Source organism: Capnocytophaga canis, from assembly GCF_000827555.1.
Classification (GTDB): domain Bacteria; phylum Bacteroidota; class Bacteroidia; order Flavobacteriales; family Flavobacteriaceae; genus Capnocytophaga; species Capnocytophaga canis.
Window position 1 is genome coordinate 38,289 of sequence record NZ_CDOI01000155.1, and the last position, 20,795, is coordinate 59,083.

At 35.0% G+C, this 20,795-nt stretch carries 17 protein-coding genes; 11 read left to right on the forward strand and 6 right to left on the reverse strand.

Annotated elements, in window-relative coordinates; genetic code table 11:
- Window positions 1-52: 52 nt before the first annotated feature.
- A complete protein-coding gene (locus CCAND38_RS07200; RefSeq protein ID WP_042344592.1) occupies window positions 53-2,173 on the forward strand; it encodes a beta-N-acetylglucosaminidase in 2,121 nt (706 codons plus the stop codon).
- Between the two features lie 657 nt (window positions 2,174-2,830).
- Entirely contained in the window at window positions 2,831-4,111 is a 1,281-nt protein-coding gene (locus tag CCAND38_RS07205) for a Glu/Leu/Phe/Val family dehydrogenase (protein WP_042344594.1), read from the forward strand.
- Between the two features lie 205 nt (window positions 4,112-4,316).
- Here CCAND38_RS07205 and CCAND38_RS07210 read toward each other — a convergent pair whose 3' ends face one another.
- Together CCAND38_RS07210 and CCAND38_RS07215 are read right to left on the reverse strand one after the other, a co-directional pair.
- On the reverse strand, window positions 4,317-5,282 hold the full coding sequence (locus CCAND38_RS07210; RefSeq protein ID WP_042344573.1) for a CPBP family intramembrane glutamic endopeptidase: 966 nt from the start codon (window positions 5,280-5,282) through the stop codon (window positions 4,317-4,319).
- A gap of 82 nt (window positions 5,283-5,364) precedes the next feature.
- Window positions 5,365-5,871 carry a putative outer membrane beta-barrel protein gene (locus CCAND38_RS07215; protein ID WP_042005518.1) on the reverse strand — a complete coding sequence of 169 codons (507 nt, stop codon included), beginning with the start codon at window positions 5,869-5,871 and terminating at the stop codon, window positions 5,365-5,367.
- A 323-nt stretch (window positions 5,872-6,194) separates the two neighbouring features.
- Between CCAND38_RS07215 and rsmD the strand changes: the two genes are divergently transcribed.
- The 6 genes from rsmD to dusB all read left to right on the forward strand — a co-directional run bounded on the left by rsmD (window position 6,195) and on the right by dusB (window position 13,385).
- A complete protein-coding gene (gene rsmD, locus CCAND38_RS07225) occupies window positions 6,195-6,770 on the forward strand; it encodes a 16S rRNA (guanine(966)-N(2))-methyltransferase RsmD (RefSeq protein WP_262482005.1) in 576 nt (191 codons plus the stop codon).
- A 57-nt stretch (window positions 6,771-6,827) separates the two neighbouring features.
- A complete protein-coding gene (gene ribB / locus CCAND38_RS07230) occupies window positions 6,828-7,949 on the forward strand; it encodes a 3,4-dihydroxy-2-butanone-4-phosphate synthase (protein WP_042344576.1) in 1,122 nt (373 codons plus the stop codon).
- A gap of 399 nt (window positions 7,950-8,348) precedes the next feature.
- Complete coding sequence (locus tag CCAND38_RS07235) at window positions 8,349-9,803, forward strand: SGNH/GDSL hydrolase family protein (protein ID WP_042005538.1); 1,455 nt, start codon at window positions 8,349-8,351, stop codon at window positions 9,801-9,803.
- Window positions 9,804-9,811: 8 nt separating this feature from the next.
- On the forward strand, window positions 9,812-11,470 hold the full coding sequence (locus tag CCAND38_RS07240) for an MBOAT family O-acyltransferase (protein ID WP_042344577.1): 1,659 nt from the start codon (window positions 9,812-9,814) through the stop codon (window positions 11,468-11,470).
- A 190-nt stretch (window positions 11,471-11,660) separates the two neighbouring features.
- Window positions 11,661-12,401, forward strand: a complete 741-nt coding sequence (gene rlmB / locus CCAND38_RS07245; protein ID WP_172916783.1) for a 23S rRNA (guanosine(2251)-2'-O)-methyltransferase RlmB — start codon at window positions 11,661-11,663, stop codon at window positions 12,399-12,401.
- Between the two features lie 6 nt (window positions 12,402-12,407).
- Window positions 12,408-13,385 carry a tRNA dihydrouridine synthase DusB gene (gene dusB / locus CCAND38_RS07250; RefSeq protein WP_042344578.1) on the forward strand — a complete coding sequence of 326 codons (978 nt, stop codon included), beginning with the start codon at window positions 12,408-12,410 and terminating at the stop codon, window positions 13,383-13,385.
- A gap of 12 nt (window positions 13,386-13,397) precedes the next feature.
- Here dusB and coaD read toward each other — a convergent pair whose 3' ends face one another.
- Both coaD and CCAND38_RS07260 read right to left on the reverse strand, forming a co-directional pair.
- On the reverse strand, window positions 13,398-13,859 hold the full coding sequence (coaD, locus tag CCAND38_RS07255) for a pantetheine-phosphate adenylyltransferase (protein ID WP_042005529.1): 462 nt from the start codon (window positions 13,857-13,859) through the stop codon (window positions 13,398-13,400).
- 65 nt (window positions 13,860-13,924) lie between these two features.
- On the reverse strand, window positions 13,925-14,905 hold the full coding sequence (locus CCAND38_RS07260; RefSeq protein ID WP_042344580.1) for a D-alanine--D-alanine ligase: 981 nt from the start codon (window positions 14,903-14,905) through the stop codon (window positions 13,925-13,927).
- A gap of 126 nt (window positions 14,906-15,031) precedes the next feature.
- Between CCAND38_RS07260 and CCAND38_RS07265 the strand changes: the two genes are divergently transcribed.
- Together CCAND38_RS07265 and CCAND38_RS07270 are read left to right on the forward strand one after the other, a co-directional pair.
- Complete coding sequence (locus CCAND38_RS07265) at window positions 15,032-16,432, forward strand: MATE family efflux transporter (RefSeq protein ID WP_042344595.1); 1,401 nt, start codon at window positions 15,032-15,034, stop codon at window positions 16,430-16,432.
- Window positions 16,433-16,434: 2 nt separating this feature from the next.
- A complete protein-coding gene (locus CCAND38_RS07270; protein ID WP_042344581.1) occupies window positions 16,435-16,794 on the forward strand; it encodes a YraN family protein in 360 nt (119 codons plus the stop codon).
- 19 nt (window positions 16,795-16,813) lie between these two features.
- On the opposite strand, the gene CCAND38_RS07275 is transcribed toward CCAND38_RS07270, so the two are convergent.
- On the reverse strand, window positions 16,814-18,058 hold the full coding sequence (locus CCAND38_RS07275) for an ABC transporter permease (RefSeq protein WP_042005541.1): 1,245 nt from the start codon (window positions 18,056-18,058) through the stop codon (window positions 16,814-16,816).
- Window positions 18,059-18,134: 76 nt separating this feature from the next.
- On the opposite strand from CCAND38_RS07275, the gene purH reads away from it, so the two are divergent.
- Window positions 18,135-19,667, forward strand: a complete 1,533-nt coding sequence (gene purH / locus CCAND38_RS07280; protein WP_042344583.1) for a bifunctional phosphoribosylaminoimidazolecarboxamide formyltransferase/IMP cyclohydrolase — start codon at window positions 18,135-18,137, stop codon at window positions 19,665-19,667.
- A 263-nt stretch (window positions 19,668-19,930) separates the two neighbouring features.
- On the opposite strand, the gene CCAND38_RS11975 is transcribed toward purH, so the two are convergent.
- A partial coding sequence (locus tag CCAND38_RS11975) for a 6-bladed beta-propeller (protein WP_042344585.1) occupies window positions 19,931-20,795 on the reverse strand: 865 nt, incomplete at its 5' end.

Here is a 20,795-nt window from a genome sequence, read left to right on the forward strand (position 1 = left end):
ACAATTATATTTCAACTCAATAAAGACTCAACTTAATTAAAATTATATGATGATGAAAACAAAAATTCTTTTTTTAGCATGTCTGTTGCTATCCGTAACGCAAATGAGTGCTAATGACTCACTCCTGAATCCAATACCCAAGAAAATGATTTTTACAGGAAAGAAAATTTCTACTAAAAAATCCATTCCTTTCCGAATTATTCTCAGTGAAAAAGACGATAAAACGTTTAAAAAACATGCTCATAAAGCACCCAATAAGAAAGAAGGTTACTACCTGCGTATTGAGAAAAATAAAGTGTACATCGTAGGGAATGACCCACGAGGAGTCTACTATGGTCTCCGTACCTTTCAACAGCTTAGTAAAAACTCGGAGATTCCTTTGGGAGAAATTATTGACTATCCTGATTTGGAATATCGTGGGGTAGTTGAAGGATTCTATGGAACTCCTTGGAGTCACGAAAAACGATTGCGCCAAATAGAATTTTACGGTGAGAATAAACTTAACACCTATATCTATGGCCCGAAGGACGATCCATATCACAGCTCACCCAACTGGCGAAAACCTTATCCTACAAAAGAAGCTGAACAATTGCAAGAGCTGGTACAGGAAGCTAATAAAAACTACGTGGATTTCGTATGGGCTATACACCCAGGTAAGGACATCCAATGGAATGATACTGACCGCCAACATCTTTTGCGTAAATTTGAGGATATGTATCAGTTAGGTGTACGAGCTTTTGCAGTTTTTTTTGATGATATTTCAGGTGAAGGTACAAATCCACAGAAACAAGCCGAATTGTTAAACTTTTTACATACCGAGTTTGTAGAAAAGAAAAAAGACGTTAATCCTTTAATAATGTGTCCTACTGAATATAACAAAGGTTGGTCAAATCCTGAGAAAAGATATTTAGAAACTTTAGGAGAAGTACTACATCCATCTATTCACATAATGTGGACAGGTAACACAGTCGTTGCAGATATCGACAAAGCCACCATGGAATGGATAAATGCTAAAATAAAACGTAAAGCCTACATTTGGTGGAATTTTCCTGTGTCAGACTATGTGCGAAATCACATGCTTTTAGGAGCTGCCTATGGAAATACGAATGATATCAAAGACGATATGTCAGGTTTTGTATCCAATCCGATGGAACATCCTGAGGCTTCGATGATTGCAATTTATGGCGTAGCTGATTACACCTGGAACGTAGCAACCTACGATTCTGAACGAGCTTGGCATAAAGCTATGGCAAGATTAATGCCTCAAAACAAAAAAGCTTTACTTACGTTTGCTAAGCATAGTTCCGATTTAGGAGTTAACGGACATCAGTATAGAAGAGTAGAATCTGTTGAATTTGCTCCATTTGCTAAACAATTTTTACAAAATCTAACAAAGGAACAAAATCCACAATTAAAACGTGTACAAAAAGAGTTTGACAATATCATTTCGGCAGCAAAACAATTATTAAATACAAAAGAAAATCCTCTTTTAATAGAAGAACTACGCCCATGGTTACTACAACTGGAGGTTGTGGGACAACAAGGAAAACAAGCTATAGAATTATATGAAGCTTTACATCAAAAAGATCATACAAAATTCAAGGCAGGATATGTAAAATTACAAAAATTACAGAAACAACAATTTGACATTGATCAAACTTATAATCAGAATCCATACCAACCTGGGGTGCGTGTGGCGACTTTGGTTGTAGAGCCTTTGATTGCTGAAATATTGAAATATTCAGTAGGAAAATATAATCAAGAAACTGGGGAACAACTGGCTTTGACTTTAAATTTCAATCCAAATAAACTCATAACTAATATTCAACAGATAGAATATCAACCATTACTTCAAAAGGGTGGGGGAGTACGCATTTCTCCAGCATTGGAGTATATTTCAGTGAAAAAAGATGATTTTTTAGGTATTGAACTAGAAAAAGTAGCTTCAGTTAAAACTATTTCAGTAGATCTTGGAGATGCTAAGCATTTTGAGAAAGGAAGAATACAGATTTCTACTAATGGAATTGATTGGAAAGATATTTCAGGAAGCCTCCGCAATAGTCGTTGGAATAGTTCAGAAAATGTCCACAATGTGAAATACGTTCGTTTTATTAATAACGCTGATACTCCTTTTCAAATCCGGTTAAAACATTTTGAAATTGTAACAGAGTAATTATTATAGTTTATGAGCAAAATAAAAAGAAGTTGCCCTGAAATTCAAAATTTACGAATCGGGTAGCTTCTTTTTTCTTTCAGATATTTTCGGAAAATCTATAAACTTCTCCATGTCAATAGAATATTTTTCATTTTTACTACAAACAGACTCAAAATTTAGGATAAAATCTGAAAACCATATTTTCTGTACAAAAAAGTTAAATTGCAATTATATAAAGTTTTTAGGGGTAACAAGCGATTTTTTTACTTTTTATTGAAGAAAGTTTTAAAATTTTCAAAAGAGCGATTTTTCTAAAGTAATTGCGTCACAGAAACTCATATATTCTCCTTGGCTAAAGAAAATAACCGAATAAGAAAAAAAACTGAAAGGCGTTTTGAGGTATATACAGAAAGGTCAGATTAGAGAGAAAATCTATTTTAGAAAAACTTTTTTACATTTTATTTTACTCATCAATAAAGCAATATTATGAAATAAAAATCAACTTATTTTGAAAAAAGTTAAATAACTTCTTACATAATCTAAAAATAGTTACTTTCTTTATCTTTCTAAAAATTTCGTTTTTTGCTAATTCATATAAAAACACTTATCTTTTTTTTGGATAATTCAATTTTAGTACATACTTTTACGCTCATTTTTATTATAAATATAAAAAATATGAGTAACGAAACAGAAAAGAAAAGAACAGGAATGTATGAAAACGTGATGCACGAGTTCAACAAAGCCGCTGATAAAATGAATTTGGATCCTGGGGTTCGCAAGATTTTAGCTTCTACCCAAAATGAAATCGTAGTTCACTTTCCTGTGAAGATGGACGATGGTTCTATAGAAGTTTTTACAGGTTATCGCGTACAGCACAATAATGCATTGGGGCCTTACAAAGGAGGGTTGCGCTATCATCCAACCGTGGATATTGATGCAGCTAAGGCTCTGGCAACTTGGATGACTTGGAAATCTGCAATTGCTGGACTTCCGTACGGAGGTGGAAAAGGAGGGATTCAGATTGACCCTTCAAAATATTCAAAAGGTGAGTTAGAGCGTATTACACGTCGTTTTACTTATGCTTTAGGTGATAATATTGGTCCTGATTATGATATTCCAGCTCCAGACGTAAATACTAATGCTCAGATAATGGCTTGGATTTCAGATACCTATGCCTCAGCAAAATCACCTGCAAATCGATCTGTAAATCTACACGTGGTTACAGGAAAACCTGTAGTTTCAGGTGGTTTAGCAGGAAGAGATCGTGCTACTGGATTTGGAGTTGTAACGGCTATTAAAAAGTGGGCTAAGAAAAACAACGTTGATTTGAATGGCAAGACCTATATTGTTCAAGGTTTTGGTAACGTAGGATATTGGGCGGCTCATTTCTTGCATAAAGAAGGTGCTAAATTGATTGCAGTACAAGACCATACAGGTTCTATTGCTAACGCAAATGGTATTGATCCCGAGGAATTGTCGGCATACGCAAAAACTAACAAAGGAGGCGTTGGAGGTTTCGAAAAAGCTCAAAAAATTGAGAATGCCGAGTTCTGGAAAACACCTTGTGATATTTTGATTCCTGCAGCATTAGGAAATCAAATCACAGTAGATAATGCCAATGAAATCAAAGCTACGCTTATTGCTGAGGGAGCCAATGGACCAACAGATGCTGCAGCTGAAGAAATTATTTTGAAAAAGGGTATCCACATAATTCCTGACATCCTTTGTAATAGTGGAGGAGTTATTGGTTCTTACTTTGAGTGGTTACAAAACAAACGGGCTGAGATTTGGAAAATCGAAGAAGTTTTGGAAAAACTTAACGATAAAATTGAAACAGCATTTGACAACGTAGTTTCTTGTGCAGAAAGATATAAAACCGACTACAGAACGGCAGCCTATATAGTAGCATTAGAAAAATTAGAACAGGTGTACAAAGAAAGAGGTGTATTCCCATAGTAGTGCTATCAAATTTGTATTTTTTAGAAAACCTACAAACTGTTGTATTATCAGATAAATGTTTTGAATATCTGCTATAAACAAGCCCCGAAATTCGGCAAAAAGCTGAAAATCGGGGTTTTGTTTTAAAAACTGAATTCTAATGTAAATATTTTCCTGTTTCTACCCTTAAAAACTATTGTGAGAATTTAAGAGTGAGCTGCCTTTATTTCATTATCTCTCTTTCTGATTGGGCATGTGTCTCAGGGGTTATTTTATTAAAAAACTCTTTTTCAGACATTACTTTTCCAAAAAGTTTTTGTTTCCAATCTTTCAGATTCCAGCCATATTTTTTTGAAAACATGTAGAAACAAAGTAAAATAAAAACTCCCAAAAACAATAACTGATAATAAGCTCCATCCGTTGGGTCAGCCGTATTAACAAACAGAGCAGGGAGCCTAAAAACTCCCCAATTGGTAGTTACTAATAATCCCGTAATGAGGTTATTAGCTATATGGAATCCTAATGCCAACTCCAATCCCTCATCAAATAAGGTTATCATACCTAAAAATAATCCTATTCCTATATAGTAGAAAATAAATCCATAACCTAATTTTTCAATTTCTGGATTTGCGCTGTGCATTAGTCCGAACAAAATAGAAGTTACCAATAGCGGTATCCAGCGGTTTTTAACAGCAATACCTATCCCTTGCATCAAATACCCTCTGAAAAAATACTCTTCAAAACCAGCTTGAATAGGAATTAATAAAACCGATAATAACAATAGTATAAAAAATTTATCTGCTTGAAAATTCCACACATAATCCTGTGGGTTCATCCAATAATCAATAAAAGTAGTCAATACCAAGATACCGCCCCAAAGAGTAAAAGCAAAGAAAAATCGCTTCCAATCCACACGAGGCCGTGAGGTATGAAATGCGCGTAAAGGTTGCCTATGAACGTAGCGTACCCAAACTAATAATGCTACTAAAAACAACACAAAACCTGACATCAAATCTTCGGCAAAGTAACGCAACTCGCCTTTTTTCTCAATTTGATTTTGCATCAACGTTTGATAGTCAAAAAAAAGCAATACTAAAAAATTCAGTCCCATAAACCCAAGGAAACCTAAGGAATAAATGAGATAAAGCCATTTAGGGCTTTTTCCGTGGTAAGCATTTTCTATATACATAATTCATTAGAAATAAAAATTGACTTATTTAAAGTTTTATTGTCATTAAATAAGTCAATTTGTTTGATAAATAAATTTAAGATTAGAACTTATACGTGATTCCTAATTTTCCTCCCGAAACAGTGCCTCCTCCTAATTCAAGGTTTACACCAAAATTGTTGGTAAAGAAATAACGTCCTCCCAATTGAAGTGCAAATCCAAATCCTGATGTGTAGTGATGATTGAAGCCCTCCACTTTGTAATTATTTGTCCAAGAATAATATCCCAAACTTCCTCCTGCATATAAATCAAATTGTGAAGGTAATTGGAACAAACGATTAAAATGATAATTAACATTACCAACCACACCTACATTGGTATACTTAACATTTCTATCTGCAACCCCGTAGTTGGTTGAGCGATAGGAAATCTCACCTCCTACAGTCCAATCTTCTGCAACTCCATAATCAACCCCTAAATAAACAGGAGTCCCCCAACTTGAAAGCCCAAATCCCGCGTTCAGTTGTAAGTTGCCAACTCCTAAATCGTTCTGTGCAGAAGCAACTGTAAACGAGGCTAATAGCCCCAAAAGTAAAAACATTTTTTTCATATTAGTTGTTATTTTTTAAAAAAAGTTAATTGGGCAAAGGTAATGTTTTTTTGTTATAATCCAAATTTCAAAGTTTTTTTCGCCGATAAAACGCATGAAATAGTACTTTTAGAGCTATTGTATGTTTTTGTGTGGTTTGGAACTTAATTTACGGGAGCTTTATGTTTTTTACTAACGTTTCAAGATTAAAAAATGGTTCAAATAAACGAATTATGAGGTTATAAATTTCGTTTTTTTTATGTAAGCTGTTAATTATAAAATGTTTAATAGTAAAGAATAACCTTATTTTTTCTTTTAGACGAAAAGAGCTTATCTTTGCACAAATTTTTAGTTTTAGATTACAAATGAGAATCATTTCAGGAAAAAACAAAGGCAAACGATTGGTGGCTCCGCAAAAACTCCCCGTTCGTCCAACTACTGACTTTGCTAAAGAAGCTTTGTTCAACATACTCAATAATTTATATTATTTTAATGAAATATCTGTGTTGGATTTGTTTTCAGGAACAGGAAATATCAGCTACGAATTTGCCAGTAGAGGATGTGAACACCTTATTTCGGTGGACAGTCACAGCGGTTGTATACAGTTTATTAATAAAATAAGTGATGAATTAAAATTTGGTATAAATGCTATAAAATCAGACGTTTACACTTTTTTGCAAAAAACAACTCAAACTTTTGACGTAATTTTTGCCGATCCTCCGTATGATTTTCAACAAGATAAGTTTAACGAAATTATACAGCTTGTTTTTAACAAAAATCTCTTAAATGAAAATGGGATTCTCATCATCGAACACTCCAAACACGTAGAATTGGAAACCTTACCCAATTTTTCATATGACAAAAAATATGGTGGTAGTGTGTTCAGTTTTTTTGAGAACACCGAAGAAGATACGAACTAATCTTATTTATTGTTTCAAAAAAAATCATATCTTTGCACTTTAACTATAAAACAAACAATGGACAAAATTCAATTAAACACAATAGAAGAAGCTATTGAAGACATAAAAAAAGGGAAAGTCATCATCGTTGTGGATGATGAAAATCGTGAAAATGAAGGAGATTTTATCGCAGCAGCTGAAAAAGCAACACCGGAGATGATTAATTTTATGGTCACTCATGGACGTGGATTGGTATGTGCTCCACTTACCGAAAAACGTTGTGAGGAATTGGATCTACCAATGATGGTACAAAATAACACCGTACTCCACCAAACTCAATTTACTGTATCGGTCGATTTAAAAGGACATGGTTGTACCACAGGTATTTCAACACACGACAGAGCCAAAACAATTTTGTCACTCGTCAATCCTGAAACAAGACCATTTGATTTGGGACGACCAGGACATATTTTCCCACTTCGAGCTAAGGAAGGAGGCGTACTTCGCAGAACGGGACACACGGAAGCTGCTATTGATTTGGCTCGGTTAGCAGGAATGCAACCTGCTGGGATTTTGGTAGAAATCCTCAATGAGGATGGAACGATGGCACGATTGCCTCAATTGGCAGAAGTAGCTAAAAAATTTGATTTGAAACTCATTTCTATTGAAGATTTGATAGCGTATCGTATGCGAAAAGATACCTTAATTGTGAAAAAAGAGGATTTTCACCTCCAAACACCTTATGGTGAATTTCGTTTACGTGCTTACGAACAAACAACAAACAAACAAATTCATTTAGCATTTACCAAAGGTACTTGGGAATCGGATGAAGCTATTTTGACTCGAGTACACGCCTCATTCATTAGTAATGATATTTTGGAAGTACTAGCTTCTGAAAAAGAGAATCCCTTAGAACGAATTTTCAAGAAAATCAACGAAGAAGGGAAAGGTGCAGTGATTGTTATCAACAAAGAAGGTTATTCACAGAATTTACTGAAACGTATCACTGAAATTAAAGAAAAACAGAGTGGTAGCTATGCTCCTGTAACATCTGCAGATACTAAAGACATTGGTATGGGATCACAAATTCTGCACGATTTAAATATTCGTAAACTTCGTTTATTGACAAATTCAAAACAATCTCATTATGTTGGAATGTCAGGATATGGACTTGAAATAGTTGAACAGATATCCTATTAGTCATAAGCATGAAGTTTCACTTGTAGCATAGGTTTCTCAACAGTTCAATCATGAGAAGGAAAAGATCGTGTGATTAGAATCATATCTGATAATCATTTATTTAAGATTTTTTCATTTATACATATTATTATCAATGCTTCTTAAGATAATAAAGAGACCTTCTTTTTTAGGAAGGTCTTTTTTATGGTATTTTCATTTTTAGATTTTTAAAATAAGGAAATAATTCAGTGAAATTAGAATATCGCTAAAATTGTTATCGGAGTTTTTTTGCTTCAGCACGGTTTGTTTTTCTTAGATGAAAAAACGTTTTACGATAATATTTTTCAAAAAAAAAATAGAAACTGCTTGTAATTTCTTAAAAAATTGTATTTTCGTGGCTTGAATAAAAAAGGAAACAACATGAATCCCAAAAAAATAGTCATATTCATACTAGGAGTGCTTATGACACTCTTTGTGATTACTTTTTTTAGTGAACGCTATTTGACGTTACAAGGGTCTGTAAAAGAAGGAATTGTGTTAGGAAATACAATGATTAAATATCCCACGTCAGATATTTTAATTCGCAACAATCGTAGTGATAATAGCAAAGCCAAGGATATTATTGAGAGCGTTGTTTCTGTTGAAGATACAGAAGTCCTTGCGGTGAAAACCAAAACTACGAGTGATTTGACTACTCCGAAAAAAGAGAAGCCAGAACTCATTACTAATGTTGAAGGCAAGATGTATTATCCTGATAATGTCACTGATTTTATTACACTACTACGCGAAAAATTAAATAAATCCAGCTGTCGGATTATACATTATGGTGATTCACAGATTGAAGGTGATCGTATTACTAAATACGTTCGCAATCGATTTCAAAATGCTTTTGGTGGAGGAGGGCCGGGTTTTATTCCAATTAAGGTTGTTTACTCACAAACCAGTGTAAACATAAGTACGAGTGAAAATTGGTTGCGCTTTGCCTCGTTTGACCGAAATCGAAAATCAAAAGTACCCCACGAAAAATATGGTTTGTTTGCTACTTTTTCAAGATTTACAAGTTATGATGCAGACACCACCAGCGTCAAAAAAGCACACTTTGTGGTCAAACCTTTTGGAAATGTGTACAAACGCTTACAAACTTACACTAAGTTTGGTTTACATTACGGAAACAATACCCACGAAGTTAAGATTACTGTCTATGAAAATGGGAAACTGTTGAAGGAGGATTTTCTCAAAACAGATGGAAAATATCATAATTTTCAACTGAATTTTGCGAATACTCCAAAGGAAATCAGAGTGGAGTTAGAAGGCAAGTTTAGTCCTGATTTTTATGGAATTACTTTGGATAGGGATACAGGTGTTAGTATGGACAATGTCGCTATGCGTGGCGAAGCTGGACGTGTGTTTACTCGATTGAACCGAGAGAATTTCGAACAAATGTCAGCCGACCGAAAAGCGGATATATTCATCTTTCAATATGGAGGAAACACTATTCCATATATTCGTAAAGATAAACAGGTTACGGACTATGCACACTCTCTTATTCAAAATATAAAATGGGTGAAACGCAGTAATCCGGATGCTATTTTTATAGTTATAGGGCCCAGTGATATGTCTACTTCCGAAAATGGGAAAATGGTGACTTATCCGTTTTTACCAAAGTTGAATGAGGAAATGAAGAAAAAGTGCTTAGAAAATGGCGTTGCCTTTTGGAGTATTTACGAGGCTATGGGAGGTGAAAACTCAATGCCGATTTGGGTATCAGAAAATTTGGCATCGTCCGACTATGTACATTTGAAACCTAAGGGAACGCAACGCATCTCTGAATTATTCTTCAACTCTTTGTATGAGAATATTTTAGCAATTGAATAGATTTTAGTATGGATTTTATTCAAAATATATTTACATTTGATGAAAATCATCCGTTAAATTTTGTCCGAATTGATTTTTGGATATTTTTTGCTATTGTCTATGCTATTTTCACTGTGATTTACCGCCGAAGGCGAATGAGAAATCTGTTTTTGCTCTTCGCAAGTATGTATTTCTACTTCAAAGCCAGTGGTTTATTTGTTCTGTTGTTGGTTTTTAGTACCATAACTGATTTTTATTTAGGAAATTATATCTATCAGCAGAAAGAAGAACGCAAACGAAAAATAGCTGTTACCATCAGTATAATCTTGAATTTATTCGTTTTATCTTACTTCAAGTATGCATATTTCTTAACCGATACTCATAATACACTTTTCAATACTCAATATGAGGTGTTTAACTATCTGGCATATTGGGCAAATGGCTTTGATTCAGAGGGTTACTTCCGTGTCAGTACCATTATTTTGCCTGTCGGAATTTCGTTTTATACCTTTCAGACAATTAGTTATACCGTTGATATTTACCGAAAGAAAATAGCTCCGTTAAAATACATTCTTGATTTTGGCTTGTATGTCAGTTTTTTTCCACAATTAGTAGCTGGGCCAATCGTGAGAGCTGAAAATTTTGTACCTCAAATTACAAAGAAAACAGTTATCACCAATGAAGCGTTCAACAGAGGGATTTATTTGATTCTCAAAGGTCTTGTTAAAAAAATGATTTTTGCCGATTTCATAGCTTTGCATTTTTTGGATCAGGTTTTTGACAATCCAACCATGTATTCAGGCTTTACGAATATAATGGCAATTATAGGTTATTCTCTCCAAATTTATGGTGACTTTTCGGGTTATACGGACATAGCCATAGGAGTAGCATTGCTTATGGGTTTCCAGCTTCCGGTAAACTTTAATTCGCCTTACAAGGCTATTAACTGTGGAGATTTCTGGAAACGTTGGCACATTTCATTGTCCACATGGTTGCGTGATTATTTGTATATTCCTTTAGGAGGAAACCGAAAAAGTTCCGTAGGAACGTTTATCATCTCCTTAATTTTCATTGTGGGAGTGGTGGTTGCCATGAATAGCTTTTGGTTTTCAATCATTATGGGAGTCTTGCTTATAGGAGGCTCCTTATTGTCCTTTTACAGTAAGAGTTTTGAACGACACGTAATTACAAACATCAACATAATGCTCACAATGCTCATCGGGGGGTTGTGGCACGGAGCTTCGTGGAAGTACGTAATTTGGGGAGGTTTGAATGGATTGGGTGTAGTGGCATACAAATATTGGAGAAAGGTAAGTCCGTACGAGCAATCTACCCATTGGTTAGCAACTGTTTGGAAAATAGGATTTACTTTTGCTTTTATTACTTTCACACGGGTTTTCTTTCGTGGGAAGGATATGCAATCTATTGGAGAATGGTTTAGCCAAGTAGCTAATGATATGCAATGGGGAATGGCTTTTGACGTACTGTGGCATTATAAATCCGTGTTTACGGTTATGCTTATAGGCTATATAGTTCATTGGTTACCAAATCGTTGGAAGGATGAAATAGAGCATATTTTTTCTGAGAGTCATATCGTTGTGAAAGCTGGGATTGCTGTTGTAACAGTGATTATGTGTTATCAGGCATACTCTTCGGATTTTCAGCCTTTTATCTATTTTCAGTTTTAGCATTCTAATTTGGTTTTTGACGAAAAAAGGGGTTATTTGAATTGGAATTTTATTCAATTTAAATGTTTTTATGTAAATAATGGAATAGAAAACAAGGTGTGCTAAAACAGCGTTTAGATAAGAAAAGTATATGTACATCTTGAAATACTCATAATTCTTTAAAATTTTAAAAATCTCTCAATACACAATGATGGACAAAGACTATCAAATATTTGGCATTCGTGCCGTGATTGAAGCTATTACAGCAGGAAAAACCGTTGATAAGGTTTTCGTACAGAAGGGTTTAAAAGGTAGTTTGTTTCAAGAGTTGCAAGTTTTATTGCAGAAGGAACAGATTATGATTTCGTATGTTCCCGTAGAAAAACTAAATCGTTTGACGAAAAAAAATCACCAAGGAGTGGTAGCTAATGTGTCACCTGTGGAATATCACGATTTTGAGAATTTAGTTATTAATACCATTGAAAGTGGAGTAACACCATTATTTTTGATATTAGACCATCTGTCTGATGTCCGTAATTTTGGAGCTATTATCCGAACTGCTGAATGTACAGGGGTTTCAGGGATTATCATTCCTAAGAGAGGAAGCGTTTCTGTTACGGCGGATACGGTCAAAACTTCTGCAGGAGCAGTATTCAAAGTGCCTATATGTAAGGTTGATAACCTCCGTGATGCGATTTATTACCTACAAGGAAGTGGTATTAAAACAGTTGTAGCTACTGAGAAAACAGATCAGCAAATCTATGATGTCACAATGACCGAGCCTTTAGCAATCATTATGGGAGCAGAAGATGTAGGAGTATCACCAGCATTGTTAAAATTGTCAGATGAAAAGGCAAAACTTCCCATGTTGGGCGATATAAGTTCGTTGAATGTATCAGTGGCTTGTGGAGTATTTTTGTATGAAGTGGTACGACAACGATTGACAAAATAGAGGATTATGGTAAAAATTGGCAATATAGAGTTAGGCGAATTTCCGTTGTTGTTAGCTCCAATGGAGGATGTTAGTGATCCACCATTCCGTAGGTTATGTAAAATTCACGGAGCAGATATGCTTTACAGCGAATTCATTTCTTCTGAAGGATTGATTCGTGATGCGATTAAAAGCAGACAAAAATTGGATATTTTTGACTATGAGCGTCCCGTAGGTATTCAAATTTTTGGAGGTGACGAAGAGGCGATGGCTCTTTCTGCTAAAATTGTAGAAGCTGTTGAACCCGATGTGTTGGATATCAACTTCGGTTGCCCTGTGAAAAAAGTTGTTTCAAAAGGAGCAGGAGCAGGGGTTTTGAAGGATATTGACCTGATGGTACGTCTTACAAAAGCGGTTGTTAATAGTACAAAATTGCCTGTGACGGTGAAAACTCGTTTGGGGTGGGATGAAGCCTCTATCAACATAGATGAAGTTGTGGAACGATTGCAAGATGTTGGAGTTCAGGCAATTTCAATTCATGCTCGTACACGTTCACAACTCTACAAAGGACACTCCGATTGGACTCATATTGCTCGAATTAAAGAAAATCCACGAGTAAAGATTCCTATTTTTGGAAATGGAGATATCGACAGCCCCGAAAAAGCACTCGAGTACCGCCAAAAATTTGGAGTTGATGGCATCATGATAGGTCGTGCAGCAATCGGTTATCCTTGGATTTTCAATGAGATAAAGCATTATTTTAGTACAGGCGAAAATTTGTCAGCTCCTACTATTATTGATCGAGTACAAGCTGTAAAGAAACATCTTACATGGGCATCCGAATGGAAAGGTGAGCGACAAGGCGTATTAGAAATGAGACGCCATTATGCTAATTACTTCCGTGGAATTCCTAATTTCAAAGAATACCGTCAAAAGATGGTAACTTTGGATTCTCTTTCGGAGATTTTGGCTGTATTGGAGGAAGTTGCAGAAAAAATGGGATAGCGTTAGAAAATGCTATTTTGGATTAACAACTACGCTGCTAGGTACTAAAACGGTGTAATCTCCATTGTTCCGAATCACATCCCGAACTATAGATGATGAAATGTAGGACGTGCTTGAAGCTGTAAGTAGAAAAACGGTTTCGATTTTCGATAACTTACGATTAGTATGAGCTATAGCTTTTTCAAATTCAAAGTCAGCTGGATTTCTCAGCCCTCGCAAAATGAACGAAGCTCCAATTTCTTTACAATAATCTACCGTAAGTCCTTGATAAGTAGTTACTTTAACCTTAGGTTTGTCAGCAAAGGCTTTTTCGATAAAGGTTTTACGTTCCTCTATTGAGAACATATAATTTTTATCGTTATTCACTCCAATAGCAACGACAATCTCATCAAATAGATCCAACGCACGGCAAACAATGTCGTAATGCCCTAAGGTGATCGGGTCAAATGATCCAGGGAATAATGCTCTTTTCATATTCTTCTATATGTTATGGTTTTATGTCTTTTTTGGGGTACGAAGGAAAAATATTGTTCTGTTAATCAATTACTTAATGCAGAATTAATCTCTGAATCTAATAAGTCTGAAAAATTTAATCCTTTGTGAGCTACCTGCTGTGGGAAAATACTTTGTGGTGATAGTCCAGGGTTGGTGTTTATTTCAATAAAATGAGGAATATTATCCATGATAATATAATCAATCCGAGAGAACCCTTTCATATTCAGAATATCATATATTTTTATAGTCAGTCCATCAATGCGTTCTATAAGTTCATCACTCAGTAAAGCAGGGGTAATTTCCTTTGATTTTCCAAGATATTTCGCCTCATAATCAAAGAAATCATTTTCAGAGATAATTTCGGTATGTCCCATAACGGTGGTTTTTCCATTTAGACGCATAACACCTACAGATATTTCGCGTCCACTAAGAAAAGATTCAATCAAGATTTCATCATCTACCTGAAAAGCATTGAGTAAAGCCTCTTCAAATTCAGCGGAGGTACGCACTTTGGAAACCCCTAAACTGCTCCCTGATCGATTTGCTTTTACAAATAAAGGTAGTCCTAATTCCTTAGAAATCAGATTGAAATCTAATTTATCTTTTTTCGATGCATAGATTGATTTTGCTTTCGGGATGTTGAATTTAGCCAAAACGGAGAGAGTATCGCGTTTGTTGAATGTCAATGCCGATTGATAAAAATCGCAACCTGTGTAGGGAATTCCTATCAGTTTCCAATAGGCTTGGAGCTGTCCATCTTCGCCAGGAGTACCATGGATTGTATTGACGACAAGGTCAAAGGTTATTTTTTCACCGTCCTTAGTAGCCGAAAAATCTCCCTTGTTGATAGAAAATGATTTGCCTCCCGATTTGTCTATCAAAAACCAACCTTCGTTGAGAATATGTACCTCAAAAACTTCGTATTTTTCCTTATCCAAATTCTGTAAAATCAGTTGCCCACTTTTGAGAGAAACACCGCATTCCCCTGAGTATCCTCCCATTACTACTGCAATTTTCTTTTTCATTGATTCGAAATATTTTCAGCCAAAGATATAGGTTTTTGTTGAAATAGCGAACTCATAAGAACATTTTTTTCGTGGTTGATAAAAATAGTTTCTGTATCTTTGTCCCTTGTTAAAAAAATAGAGATTGTGATATTCCATAAACTTTCGAACTACACAAAAGAATTTAAACAGAATTTAATCATTGCTTACCCTGTTATATTAGGGATGTTAGGGCACGTTTTTGTTGGATTTATCGACAATGTAATGGTCGGTAAAGTGGGCGTTACAGAGTTGGCTGCAGTGGCATTGGGAAATAGTGCTATTTTCATTGCTATGTCTTTTGGGATAGGTTTCTCGACAGCACTTACGCCCTTAGTTGCGAAAGCTGATGGGGAAGGTGATAAAGAGGAAGTAAAATCGACTCTAAAACACGGTATTTTACTCAATAGTGTTTTGTGTTTTTTCCTATTTTTACTCTTGTTTTTCGCTGAACCTTTGATGTATTTAACAGGACAACCTGAGAATGTGGTTAAACTTGCTGTTCCTTACACTTTTTTGGTGGCTTTTTCTCTTATTCCACTTGGATTTTTTATGGCATACAAGCAATTTGCTGATGGTCTGTCCCTGACTAAATATGCCATGTATGTCACTCTTATAGGTAATATTATTAATATAATTTTCAATTATATATTCATTTATGGAAAACTTGGGATGCCTGCTTTAGGAGTTATAGGAGCAGGAGTTGGGACACTTGTTTCACGATTTTTAATGCCCATATTACTTTGGTGGATGTTAAAAAAGATAAAACAGACAAAAGAGTATGTTGTTGGTTTACAGTGGAATACGTTTGATAGAAAAAATATAAAGAAAATAATCAATATAGGGATTCCTTCTGGGTTACAAATGATTTTTGAGGTAGGCATTTTTACGGCTGCTATTTGGATGAGTGGTATCTTGGGAGAGAAAGAGCTTTCAGCCAATCAAATAGCGTTAAATTTAGCATCAATGACTTTTATGGTTGCTAACGGTTTGGGAGTAACGGCCATGATACGTGTCGGAAATCAATTAGGCACTAAGGATTTTTTTAATTTACGTCGCATAGGTTTATCCGTATTCGTATTGGTACTGTTCACTCAATCCTTTTTTGCATTATTGTTAACTGTTTTTAGAACTTGGTTGCCGACCTTATATTTAGAGATGGATAATTTAGAAAAATTAACGGAGAATGCTTTCGTTATCGGTGAGGCGGCTAAGCTCTTGCTGATTGCAGCTATTTTTCAAATTTCTGACGGATTACAAGTGACCGCTTTGGGGGCATTGCGAGGACTACAAGATGTTAAAGTGCCTATGTATATTACTTTTGTTGCCTACTGGATATTGAGTTTTCCTGTATGCTACTACTTAGGACTGAAGACTGAGTTAGGTACCATGGGGATTTGGATAGGTTTACTTTTCGGACTAACTGTTGCTGCTGTATGGCTACTATGGAGATTTAATATTATTTCTAAACGAATGATTCAGAGAACCTCACCAAAAGATCAAAAATAACTATGGCACAACACAATGATTTTGGAAAGGAAGCCGAGCAAATAGCGGTTGATTTTCTCATCGAAAACGGACACACCATTTTGGCTCAGAATTTCATTTATGCTCACGCTGAAATAGATGTTATATCTCTGAAAAACAATATTTTACATATAACAGAGGTTAAAGCCAGAACCTCCGTTGCCTATGGAGAACCAGAGAGTTTTGTCAACAAATCGAAAATTAACTTAGTGGTTAAAGCAGCAAATCAGTATGTTTTAAAAAACGATTTGGATACGGAAGTGCAATTTGATATCATTTCAATAGTAAAGAACCAAACTGGATGCAGTATCAATTATATCGAAGATGCTTTCTATCCATTTTAAATTACTTTTATTCAGTGACTTACATTCCTGTTCTGATAGCTTCCACAGGGTTCAACTGCGAGGCATTCAACGCGGGAATGATTCCTGAAATCAGTCCGACAAGAAACGACACCCCCAAACCAATAATTACATTTTGAACTGATAACACAAAAGTGAGTTCATCGGTTAGTTGAGAAGCGAGAATCGTTCCAAGCCATACAAAAAGCAATCCTAAAAAACCTCCAATCAATGCTAAAAGTACAGCTTCAAACAAAAACTGAAACAGAATGAAATGCTTTTTAGCTCCCAACGATTTTTGTATCCCGATAAGGCTTGTTCTTTCTCGAACGCTTACAAACATTATATTAGCAATTCCGAAACCACCCACCAAAATCGAAAATCCACCAACAATCCACCCTACCAAATTCATCATGCCTATAGTTTGGTCAATCATATCTGTAAAAGAGGACATTTTATTCAGAAAAAAATTATTGATTTCTTCGGGTTTCAAGCCCCTGTATTTTCTAAAACGCTGTACAAGAATATCTTCAAATTCTTGCATATTAACTCCTTTTTTAGGTTTTATGGCAATTCCGCTGGGAACCCCTTGTGTGCCTGTGTTCATAAAACTTCTAACAAAAGTAGAAAGCAAAAATACTTTTTCGTCATTATCACTCACTGAGCCGTATTTTTTCAAAACGCCAATAACCACCATCTTTTTGCTTAAATAACGAACTTCTTTTCCTATAGGATCTTCGTTTTCAAAAAGTTGTTGGGCTATCTGGTGTCCCAAAACGATAACCGGAGCTCCTACTCTTGATTCGGATTCAGTCATCAATCGTCCTTTCTCAACTTTAATATCCTCAATTTCTGATATTTCCGAAGTATCTGCTCTTGCAGGAACATTTTCAATGGTTTTTCCTTCGTATTTTATGGAAGAACTTACTCCAAAAATTGCATAAGACATGGCTTCCACATTGGGAATATCTTTTTTTAAAAACTCATACTCCTGATATGTAACCTGTGGAAAATTAAGCCGTTGCCAACGAGGAACATCTGTAGGGCCAAATGAAAACTTCGATACATACATAGAGTTTTTATCCAATCCTGCAAGATTTTCTTGAATGTTTCGATTTAATGAATCCACTGCTGAAAGTACTAAAATAATCAGAAATATTCCAACACTAACACCTAATAAAGATAAAAAAGTACGTAGCTTATTATCTCGTAATGACTTGGTTGCAAAACGGAAACTTTCTTTTAGTAGCTGTAGGTATATAAACATAATTTTTTGATAGAGATGCTTTATTATCTTGTGTAAAAATACTATTTTTGCACCCAAATATAAGACATTTTTTTTAATGAAACCCACAAAACAAGCTAAATCTGCTTTGATTTCTGTTTTCGACAAAACAGGATTAGAACCTATTATTCATAAAATGAATAGTTTAGGGATAACTATGTATTCAACTGGTGGTACAGAATCTTTCATCAGAAATTTAGGCGTAGAGGTGATTCCCGTGGAAACAGTAACGGATTACCCTTCGATTTTTGGAGGAAGAGTAAAAACACTACATCCTAAGATTTTTGGCGGTATTCTTAATCGTCAGGATAATGACAGTGATGTTGCTGAGATGATTCAGTATGCAATTCCTCAAATAGATATTGTTATTGTAGATTTGTATCCATTTGAAAAAACCGTTGCTAGTGGTGCAATTGAAAGTGATATTATTGAAAAGATAGATATTGGAGGTATTTCTCTGATTCGTGCGGCAGCTAAAAATTTTAAAGACGTATTATGTGTAGCTTCGGTGGAGCATTATCCTGACTTATTCGATATTTTACTAAACTCACACGGAGCCACCACCTTGGAGCAACGCAAAAATTTTGCAGCAAAGGCTTTCCAGGTATCTTCTCATTACGACACAGCTATTTTCAATTATTTCAACCAAACAGAAGAAATTCCTGTACTTAAAATCAGTGAAAATCAAGGGCAGGTACTTCGCTACGGCGAAAACCCACATCAGAAAGGATTTTTCTATGGTGATTTTGATGCTTTATTCGAAAAGTTACATGGTAAAGAATTGTCTTACAATAATTTATTAGATGTAGATGCAGCTGTGAATCTGATTTTGGAATTCAAACATGAGGATCCTACTTTTGCTATTTTGAAGCATAACAATGCTTGTGGTGTTGCTACTCGTAAAAGCATTCAAGAGGCATATGCGGCTGCTTTGGCAGGTGACCCAGTGTCGGCGTTTGGAGGCATATTGATTTCAAACACCAAAATAGATTCTGCAACAGCAAATGACATGAATTCGTTGTTTTTTGAGGTAATCATTGCTCCTTCTTATAGCGATGATGCTTTGGAAATTTTGGAACAGAAAAAAAATCGTATTATATTAGTGCAGAAAGATATAACACTGCCAGAAACTTCTGTTCGCTCGTGTTTGAACGGCTATTTGGTACAAGATAAGGACCTTAGTACAGATAGTTTGGCTGATGTGAAATACGCAACTGAACAGAGGCCAACAGATGGAGCGTTGGAAGATTTGTTCTTCGCTTCAAAAATATGTAAGCATACCAAATCAAATACCATTGTTTTGGCAAAAAATAAACAGTTGTTGGCAAGTGGTACTGGACAAACAAGTAGAGTGGATGCTTTGATGCAGGCCATAGAAAAAGCGAAGCAATTTAAATTCGATTTAAACGGAGCTGTAATGGCGAGTGATGCTTTTTTCCCTTTTCCTGATTGTGTCGAAATTGCTAATAAAGCAGGAATTACAGATGTTATTCAGCCTGGAGGGTCGATTAAAGACCAGTTGAGTATTGATTATTGCAATAGTCACCAAATGGCAATGGTTTTCACAGGAATACGCCATTTTAAGCATTAGACACATGAGGCCTAATTAGAAATCATTACTTGATTAAGGTTTTATTGAAGTTTTTATGACTCTTACTTGTTTAGTTTTTGTTATGAAATACGCTTAAAGTTTCCTATCAAAAATTTTATGATTAACCCTAAATACAGCGTTTTAAGTCTGTATTTAGGGTTTGTTTTTTAATTCTCTGGCGACTAATACAATTTTATCTAAATAATTAAACGAGTACTATTTTTCCAAGTTAAAAACAATTGTAGAAATTTGTTTTCCATATCCTAAAACTCTCTCAATTTAAAGTATACCAACACGGGATTGTCATCATCTTCTAATAGTTTTATTTTTTCTTTATCTTCTACTGAGATGATTTTACTATCTTTTAAAAAATCATAGTCTTTGGAACCAGGAATGTATGTGGACACAAAATAATCCTTATACACCGCTTTCGGAAAAGCAATCGGAGGAATTTCTTTTGGATCATAATTAGCATCAGTACCTCCGACCATATTTCCTGTTTTTTTATCCCTGTAAATGACAGTTTGAGATCCTATATAATAATTTTCTAAAAAGAAAATATTTTGGGAAAAAGTTTCAAAATAGGCGCCTATATTGAAGTAATAGTTGTTATTTTGAGTGATGCGGTCAAACTCTTCGAATGTTTTCCCGTAAACATATTTTAGAGGTAATTTTCTATCGTAATCTAATACAAATTCTGTTGTTAATTTGTTTGTTTTTGGTTCATAACTGTAGATAGAATCTGTAAATTCACCTGTAATTTTAAACAAATTATCATTTTTATGTAAGTAAGTGTAAGCGGAAAGAGCTCTTGTTTCTTGGTCTACAGGTAAGGAAACAAAATTCAACTCAAATTTTTTATCCGTTACTAATAATGTGTATTTTTCTTTCTCTTCCAAATGTGTGTTTCCTCCCTGTTGTGATAAGGTTTTAAAAATATAACCATTGTCAGTTACTATTAGATTGTTAAACCCTAAAGGGAGTCGTTCCTGTCTAAGAAACTTCCCTTGTTTGTCAAAAAACAACAGAAAAGAATGTTGAAAGGCTACTAATTCATCATTTTTAAAATCGTAATCAATATCGTACAATCGGGAAAGTTCTCCAGGCCCTTGTCCGTGAGAAAATCGT